The 7,727-nt window shown below is 61.3% G+C and carries 5 protein-coding genes; 4 read left to right on the forward strand and 1 reads right to left on the reverse strand.

Annotated features, from left to right (window positions below; all coding sequences use genetic code 11):
* The first annotated feature begins 22 nt into the window (after window positions 1–22).
* Genes C5J26_RS21260 through C5J26_RS21270 form a run of 3 tightly spaced genes read left to right on the forward strand, consistent with a single transcriptional unit; the run spans window position 23 to window position 4,863 of the window.
* A complete protein-coding gene (locus C5J26_RS21260) occupies window positions 23–1,057 on the forward strand; it encodes an ABC transporter substrate-binding protein (protein WP_105403577.1) in 1,035 nt (344 codons plus the stop codon).
* A 3-nt stretch (window positions 1,058–1,060) separates the two neighbouring features.
* The gene (locus C5J26_RS21265) at window positions 1,061–3,169 is read left to right on the forward strand and encodes a hypothetical protein (RefSeq protein ID WP_105403578.1); all 2,109 of its coding nucleotides are present in this window, start codon (window positions 1,061–1,063) and stop codon (window positions 3,167–3,169) included.
* A complete protein-coding gene (locus C5J26_RS21270) occupies window positions 3,169–4,863 on the forward strand; it encodes a PP2C family protein-serine/threonine phosphatase (RefSeq protein WP_105403579.1) in 1,695 nt (564 codons plus the stop codon). Before C5J26_RS21265 ends, C5J26_RS21270 begins: the two co-directional genes overlap by 1 nt.
* Before the next feature lie 342 nt (window positions 4,864–5,205).
* Here C5J26_RS21270 and C5J26_RS21275 read toward each other — a convergent pair whose 3' ends face one another.
* Window positions 5,206–6,567: a site-specific integrase gene (locus C5J26_RS21275; protein WP_245441232.1), complete on the reverse strand. Its 1,362-nt coding sequence runs from the start codon at window positions 6,565–6,567 to the stop codon at window positions 5,206–5,208.
* Between C5J26_RS21275 and dusA the strand changes: the two genes are divergently transcribed.
* On the forward strand, window positions 6,544–7,539 hold the full coding sequence (gene dusA, locus C5J26_RS21280) for a tRNA dihydrouridine(20/20a) synthase DusA (RefSeq protein WP_245441233.1): 996 nt from the start codon (window positions 6,544–6,546) through the stop codon (window positions 7,537–7,539). The two genes, C5J26_RS21275 and dusA, sit on opposite strands and share 24 nt — an antisense overlap.
* Window positions 7,540–7,727: the final 188 nt, after the last annotated feature.

Genomic DNA, 7,727 nt, shown 5'->3' on the forward strand with positions numbered 1-7,727 from the left:
TGCGGGAAGGTTGGGGAACATCATGACACTGATCAGGCGGCTTATCGGCATCGGTGCGATGCTGGCTCTCTCGCTATCTTGCGCTGGTGCCCCTTTGGCGCAAACCGCTCCGAAGGATAAGCGCTTCACCATCTACATGGCGGCGTGGCGCGGCTGCGAAGACGCCTGCCAGGGCTTTATCGACTATATCAAGGAAAGCGGCATGCCGGCGGATGTTCTCATCCGCGACGCGAAGACCGACAAAAACACGCTGAGCCAGTTCGTCAAGGAAGTGAAGACGACCCGCCCCGACCTGGTGATCGCCTGGGGAACCAATGTCGCGGCCCAGATGATCGGACCTTATGATGCGCCGGATCCGTCCAAGTTCATCGGCGATATTCCGAGCATCTTCATGATCGTCGCAGATCCGGTCGAAGCCAAGATCACCAGAGGCCAGGAAATCTCTGGTCGCGCTTACGTCACCGGCACCCGCAACCGCGTATCGGAGAGCATCCAGCTCAAGGCGATGCTCGAATACCGACCGTTCAAGCGTTTCGGCATCATCTACAATGAGAACGAGCTGAATTCGAAGGTCAATGCCGATGTCGTCAAGCGGGCCGCCGACGAGCTTGGCCTCGATCTTGTCATGCTGCCGATGCCGCTGCATAACGGTGTGCCGCTGCGCGACGACATTCCAGGCTTGGTGCAAGAGGCCGCCGACCGCGGCGTCGAGTTCCTTTACATCGGCAGCTCGTCGTTCATCAGTGTCAACGCCGATATCTACACCGAGACCGCGGTGCGGCTCGGCATTCCTGTCGCGTCAAGCTACGAGACCTCTGTCACGGACAGTTCGGCGCTTCTCGCCATCGCCTCCAAATACAGCATGGTCGGCCGTCTTGCCGGTTACCAGGCCAAGCGGATCCTGATGGATCACGTCAAGGCCGACGACCTGCCGATCGCGGCGCTCGACCGGCACTCCTATATCATCAACATGAAGACCGCCGCCGCGCTGAAACTCTACCCGCCGATGACGCTGCTGAGCTACGCCGAAATCGTCAATCAGCCGGGCAAAAATTGATCCATGGGCAGCGAAGCAGGACGCATAGACCTTGCCTTGTCGCGTCTTGCATTCCTGCTGCTGGCGGGTGCTCTGGCCGCAATGTCACTGCTGGTGCTCAATGCTGTCGGCACGCGGGCGATCGAGGCGCGCATCGGGCAGAGCCTCGATGCGATCGCCGAATCCGACCGCGCCAATGCCGAAGCCTCTTTGGATTTTGGTCTGCCGGTCAATGGGCCGGGTGGTGTCGAGGAATTGCTCCAACCGCCGCCGGCACTGGCGCAAGGGCCGGATGCGCTATCGCTTCGCCTCGAAAGGCTGCAGGCGGTCGATCCGGGCGACAATCCCGTCGTCGAAAGCTCCCGCTACCGTCTTGCAGGTGTCATGATCGCAGAACGCCCGGTTTCGGACAGCCATGGTGAGAGCATCGCACGCCTGCGCGTCAGCCGCTCGATGGCGGGTTTCGACAACGCGCTTGCCCTCCGCAACCAGGCGATTGTAGGCGTTCTTTTGGTCCCCGTTGTGCTTCTGGCAATCCTGCTCATGTTTTCATCGCCGTGGCGCGCCATCGGCATGCCGGCGTCTGTTTTCGTGCTGGGCCTTCTCGCGTTGTTGTTGAGCTTCGGATGGCAAGCTCTAGATATATCGAGGCAAGCAGCTGCCCTTGCCGTCGCGGATACAGCCGGCCACCTCAATCGCGCTCTAGCGCTCGGCATCCCGTTCGAGAAACTGGTCGGCATGCTCGACTATCTGAAGCAGCAGGTCGCCTCCAAACCCGCTATCGGGGCACTTGAAGTCAGCGATGCCAGCGGCGTCGCCTATGCGGTCGGGGCAGACCCGGTCGGATCGACATTGGCCGCCTGGCTTTCGGGACTAAAGCTGTCCGGGTTCGCCCATTTGGCGGTCGAGCAGGGCCTGGAGGGCGGCGTGCGGCTGAGGGCTTCGGTCAACATTCAGCCTATCCTGACAGAGGTTGCGGCGCTCGCCATGGTGGCGCTGGTTTTTCTCGTCAGCGGAGGTGCGCTGCTGCGGGCTCTCTGGTCGGGGGACGCACGATCGCCGGGCGAGGCGGCGCGGGCAACGCTGCCGCTCGGTCTCTTCTTCCTGCTCTTGTTTATCTGCTGGGGCGCTCCTTCTGCACTATCCGCCGCTCCGCCCTTCCTGCAGTTTACGGGTATTGCCGTGGCCTTCGCGATCGGACTTGGGCTGCAGGGGCGGCTAGGGAGATTGGGGCCGCTTGTCGCCGCCATCGTGGTTCTCGCCGGTTTTCTAGGGTTCTGGGTCGATGGCCTTGCCCTGATGGCGGCTGCGGCGCTCGCCTGTGGTTTGGGCTTTCAATGGAATGAGGATACGGCAAAACCTGTTCAACTTGCCGCCGCCCTGTTGGCGTCGGTCTGTCTGGCCGGCGCCGGCGCAATCGGCCTTGCCACCGAACCACTGGTTGCCAAGGGGGGTGTTGCCCTGTTCATGATCCTCATTCTGGTTCTGGCGGCGGCCCAGGCATGGGTTGCAGGTTCGCGGCAGCCCCAGGCGGCACCCGAGTTCGCGGCGCGCGCGCTTATCGGCAACTGGATCTGGGGAAACTGGATCTGGATCTGCCTTTTCATCATGCAGGTCGCGGGTTTTGTGTTGCTGGCTCTTGCGGCGCGACAGATGCCCGCCTTCCTGTTCGGCAATGCCGGCGCGGCGCTCTATTTCCTGGAAACCGCCGTCCTTTATGCGGCCGGCGGGCTGTTCGCCAGTCTGGTCGGCACATGGCGCAAGGCTCGCTGGGTCCTTTATGAGTTGGCGGTGCTCGCCATCGTGCTGATCACCGCCGAGACCTATGCCGGCGACGGCCTGGTCTTTGCCAATACCGCGATTGCCGCGTTTCTGATGGGTGCGGTTGGACGCTGGACATCGCAACTGCCCTTCACCATGGGCGCCGGCCACTTGCGGGGCGCCCGCATTTTTGCCTCAGAGTTGCTGGCCCTTGCCGTTGCAGGAGCGATTGCGGCGGAAATCGTGGTCCTGCGGCAGGCGGCGCTGCCGGCGACGCTCGTTTATCTGGTGATGCTGGCGCCGCTGGCATTCGCGACTATTGCCGGTCTCAGTGTCAGGCCGCGCCGCATGTTCAGCCGGAGCGCCGGCTGATGAATCTCCGCACACGCATTGCGCTTTTCGTCGGCGTGGCGACCCTGCTCCTGAGCCTGATCTTTGTCGCCCAGGTGGTGCTGAGCGTGCGTGTGACCGATCAGTCGGCGCGGCGAGACACGCGACTGCTGATCGAGGCAATGTGGCAGAGCTACGTCGCTGATGAAACCGCGGCGCAGGAGGCGATTGCCAACCGGATCCGCCGCGATGTCGAGATCCTCAACGCATTGTCGCGTGATATGCCCGACATGGTGGAGACGCGGATGGCGGATGCCGAAAGCGGCACCGAGCGCCAGATCGTCATCATCCTCGATCAGGCGCTGAAACGCTTCTACCACAATCCGACGCTTCGGTTGCCGCCCGATTTCGCCGCCTCGCTGACCCGCATGGTGCGTACCGCGGATGCGGACGGTTTTGCCCGCCTGAACCTCGGCGGATCCGAGATGATCTACCGCACCAAGCTCGTGCCCTTGCGCTTCCGGTTCGGCATCGTCGGTTACGCCCTGGTGGCTGCTCCAGTCTCGCGCATCGTCGCCCGCTTCAACCAGGCCGTAGATCTCAATGCCCGGCTGGTTCCTCAAGCCGAGGCGGCGCAGATGGAGGAGGCGTGGCTCTTCGCCTCGCAGACGATCATGATCCCCCTGAACGATGGTTTTGGCGACGGCCGGGCGCTCGGGTTTCTCGGCGTGTCCAACGACCGTACCGAGGAGCTTTACCGGACCCGTTGGCTGCAATGGCTTGTTGGCGGCCTTGTGGTCGTATTTGTCGGCCATGTGCTTGGCGGGTTGATGTGGATGGTGCGTGGCGCGTTTAGGCCGCTCGATGCGGCGATCGAGGTGATCGACAAACTCACCCGTGGCGAGCAAGCGCCGCCACTCGATACCGACAAGGGCACGATCGAGATTCAGCGGCTTTCGGAAGCGGTCGAGGCGCTGCGTGCGGCCCATCTCGACCAGGAGGCGCTCCGGCAGCTTCAGGCCGAACTTTCGGTCGCCTCGGAATTGCAGCAGGCGCTGCTGCCGCGCGGGCCGCTGGTGCTCGACGGCGTCTCCTTCTATGGCCAGATGGTGCCGTCCCAGGAAGTGGCCGGAGATTATTTCGACTATTTCGCGATCGACGAAAACCGCGCCGGGTTCCTGATCGCCGACGTCTGCGGCAAGGGCACGCCGGCGGCGCTGTTCATGGCGATGTCGCGCACCATCGTGCGTTCGCTGGCGATGACCGGCCAGCCGCCGGGCGACGTGCTGACCGAAGCCAACCGCGTGCTCGCCGAGACCAATGACAAGAACCTTTTCGTGACGCTTTTCTACGGCGTCGTCGATCGGAGCACCGGCCGGCTGAGTTATGCCAATGCCGGGCATGTGCCGCCGATCATGAAGACGATCGAGGGCGAGGTTTCCTACCTGCCGGTAACTGGTGACCTGGTGCTCGGCATGATCAGCGATATCACTTATGAAACGGTCGATATTGCGCTTGTCCGCGGCAGCCTGCTGGTTTGCTACACAGACGGAATTCCGGAAGCCTTCAACGCCGGCGACGAGCAGTTCGGCGACGAGCGCCTGTTGCGCATGATTGCCAAAAAAACCGAGCTCGGACCAGGCGCGCTGATCGACGAATACCGTAGCGCGGTGATCTCCTTTGCAGCCGGAAGGCCGCAATATGACGACATCACGCTGTGTATCTGTGCTTTCTGAAATAGGTCCCGCAGCCGGGGCCAACGCACTCGGCACCGCGAGTTTTCAGCGGAGGGCAATTCCGTTCAAGCGTACGCATCCGAGTAAGCTTTCAGCTACCCAAATTTCATGCTGGTGAGAATACCTTCATTTTTTGCCCTCTTGCATAGCAGGAATCGCTCGTGATTCCTTGGCTGGCACCGAACTGCGGAGGAACGGTGCCATGGACGCGGGAGTGAATGGGTGGTTTGATGACGAGCTTGCCGGCTCTACCTTCGCAGACGAGCGCCTCGGCAAGCAGAAGCGCTATCTAGCGCTTGATTTGACGGTGCTTCACGCCCAGGAACGGGCGGAACCAACGCATCAGCCAAGGATCGACTGGAAGCTGATCACTGATCTGCCCGTCCTTTCCCACGAAGACGCCATCGAGAAGCTCGACTGGTACGCTATGCGCTGGAAGATAGAGACCTTCCACAAGACCCTGAAATCTGGTTGCAAGGCTGAAGAGGCCCGACTGCAAACCGCCGAGCGCCTCGTGACCCACGATCGATGTCCGCTGATCGCTGCGACATGGGGAATGTTCCAACCCATCTCAAACAACCGTGAAACTCCCTCGTGGCGCAGGTCGTGAAAGCGAAGATCCTTGATATCCAGTAACTTGCAGGCGCGTGTGAAGTTGGCCGTAATGGGACCGGTGGAGTGGGGAAATATCTCGGGCTTGCTCCTGGGCATGCTTTCTATGATCCGGACCGCCTCGTCGGGGAGGTCCACCCACATGTCATTGCCGATCTTTTCTCCTGGGTGCTTCATATCGCGGACAAGGATACGTTTGTGCCCCTTCTGAAAATCGTCCCACGCTATGCGCGTAATCTCTTCTTGGCGGCGCGCGGAGAAGAGCGCGAAAACAATGACCTTGTGCATCGGCATCGCTTGAGGGACCTTCTTGCGGCGTTCCATGAAATGGGCGAGCAGTTGATCGAGTTCTTCCAACGTGGGTCTTCGATTGCGCTGGATGGAGCGGGAAACGATGCCCATGCGGCGTGTGACCTTGATCGCGTCCTTCATCTCCTGCTCGTCGAGTCGGTAATCCCACATGGGCCGCGCGATCGCGAAGATTGCAGCCAGGTGGCTGGCGTAGTTTCCAACCGTTTGTGGTTTGGCTGTCAGTGACTGCAGAAACGCAACGATGTCTTTCGACCTGATCGTGGAGCAGGGCATGTTGGCGATGTCGTAGTTCTTGATCGCTTTCAAAACTTGCGCCTTTGTACGGCCTATATCCTTGATGGACTCCTCTGTGTAGCGATCGATGGCTTTCGCCAAGGTCGGGTCAACCGCAATAGCGCCGGCGATAGCTCCTGGCTTCGCGAGTTCCCGCTCGCGCTTCTTCATCCACGCGGCCGCCGCCGGCCGTCTGTCAAAAGTCTCCGTCTCGTGATAGGTTGCGCCATCCCGCATAACTCGCACGCGTGCCATGTAGCTGACGCTGCCATCTTTTCGCGCGCGCGGGGTGGTAGCGCCTATGACCGCATCCTCGTTTGGTAGATGGCGACTCCAGTTGGTACAATGTATCAAGCCCATGTCCGAAACGGGCGGATTTGGTACAAGATGAGCTTGAACAAAACGGAGAACAGAGTGTTCCAAGAGCCTGTAAAACAAGAAAAAAATAGATACTTCAAGGCTCCAGTTTTCGCCGTTGCGCCGATGATCGACTGGACGGACAGGCATTGCCGTTTCCTGCATCGGCAATTGTCGAAGAACGCGCTGCTCTATACCGAGATGGTCGTGGCCGATGCGATCATTCATGGGCCGCGCGACAGGCTCTTGTCCTTTTCGCCGGCCGAACATCCTGTTGCGCTGCAGCTCGGCGGTTCGGATCCGGCAAAGCTTGGCGAGGCGGTGCGGATTGCTGCCGATTACGGCTATGACGAGATCAACCTCAATGTCGGCTGCCCGTCGGACCGGGTGCAGTCCGGCACGTTCGGCGCCTGCCTGATGCGGGATCCGGCGCATGTGGCCGACCTCGTGACGGCGATGAAGTGGGTGTCGAGCGTTCCAGTCACCGTGAAATGCCGGATCGGCGTCGACGACCAGGAGCCGACGGACGTGCTGCCGGACTTTCTCGCGCGGGTGATCGGGGCGGGCGCGGATGCCGTCTGGATCCATGCCCGCAAGGCCTGGCTGCAGGGGCTTTCGCCGAAGGAAAATCGCGAAGTGCCGCCGCTCGACTACGAGCTGGTCTATGCCATGAAGCGGGAAAACCCGGATGTGTTCATCGGCATGAACGGCGGCATCGCCGACCTCGAGCAGGCGGCCAACCATCTCGTCCATATGGATGGGGTGATGTTCGGCCGCGCCGCCTATCACAATACCGGACTTCTGGCCGGAATGGACGCGTTTCTGAAGGATGCCAGCCCTGCAGGGGCCGCCACCGCCGAATTTGACTGGCTGGCGCTGCGCGATACTATGGCGGACTATGCGGCGGAGCTGATCGGCCGGGGCGGGCGGCTGCATCACGTCACAAGGCACATGGTCGGGCTGTTCCAGGGGTTTGCAGGCGCGCGGCGGTTTCGCCAGATCCTCTCCACCGACGCCACCCGGCCGGGTGCCGGGCCGGAGGTCATCGCGGCCGCTTTCGCGGTGGTGGATATCGACGGCGGCCCTCGGGTCCAATCCGAGGAGAAGAAGCTGGCGGGGTGAGGGCGGAGATTCTCGAGCTCCCACAAGACACACTCCTCCTTTGGTGAGCTTGAGTTTCTTTTCGTCATCCTTATCTGTTGCGTTGGTTTTGCTTTGAGTTGAATCTGAGCAGGCTGGCGGCGTACCTTCGTCATCCTTGGTCTGAGAGACCGTGCCCGAGCCCGGTACGCCGCCTTTAGACATGCTTC

The organism is Neorhizobium sp. T7_12 (genome assembly GCF_002968535.1).
Lineage (GTDB): Bacteria > Pseudomonadota > Alphaproteobacteria > Rhizobiales > Rhizobiaceae > Neorhizobium > Neorhizobium tomejilense.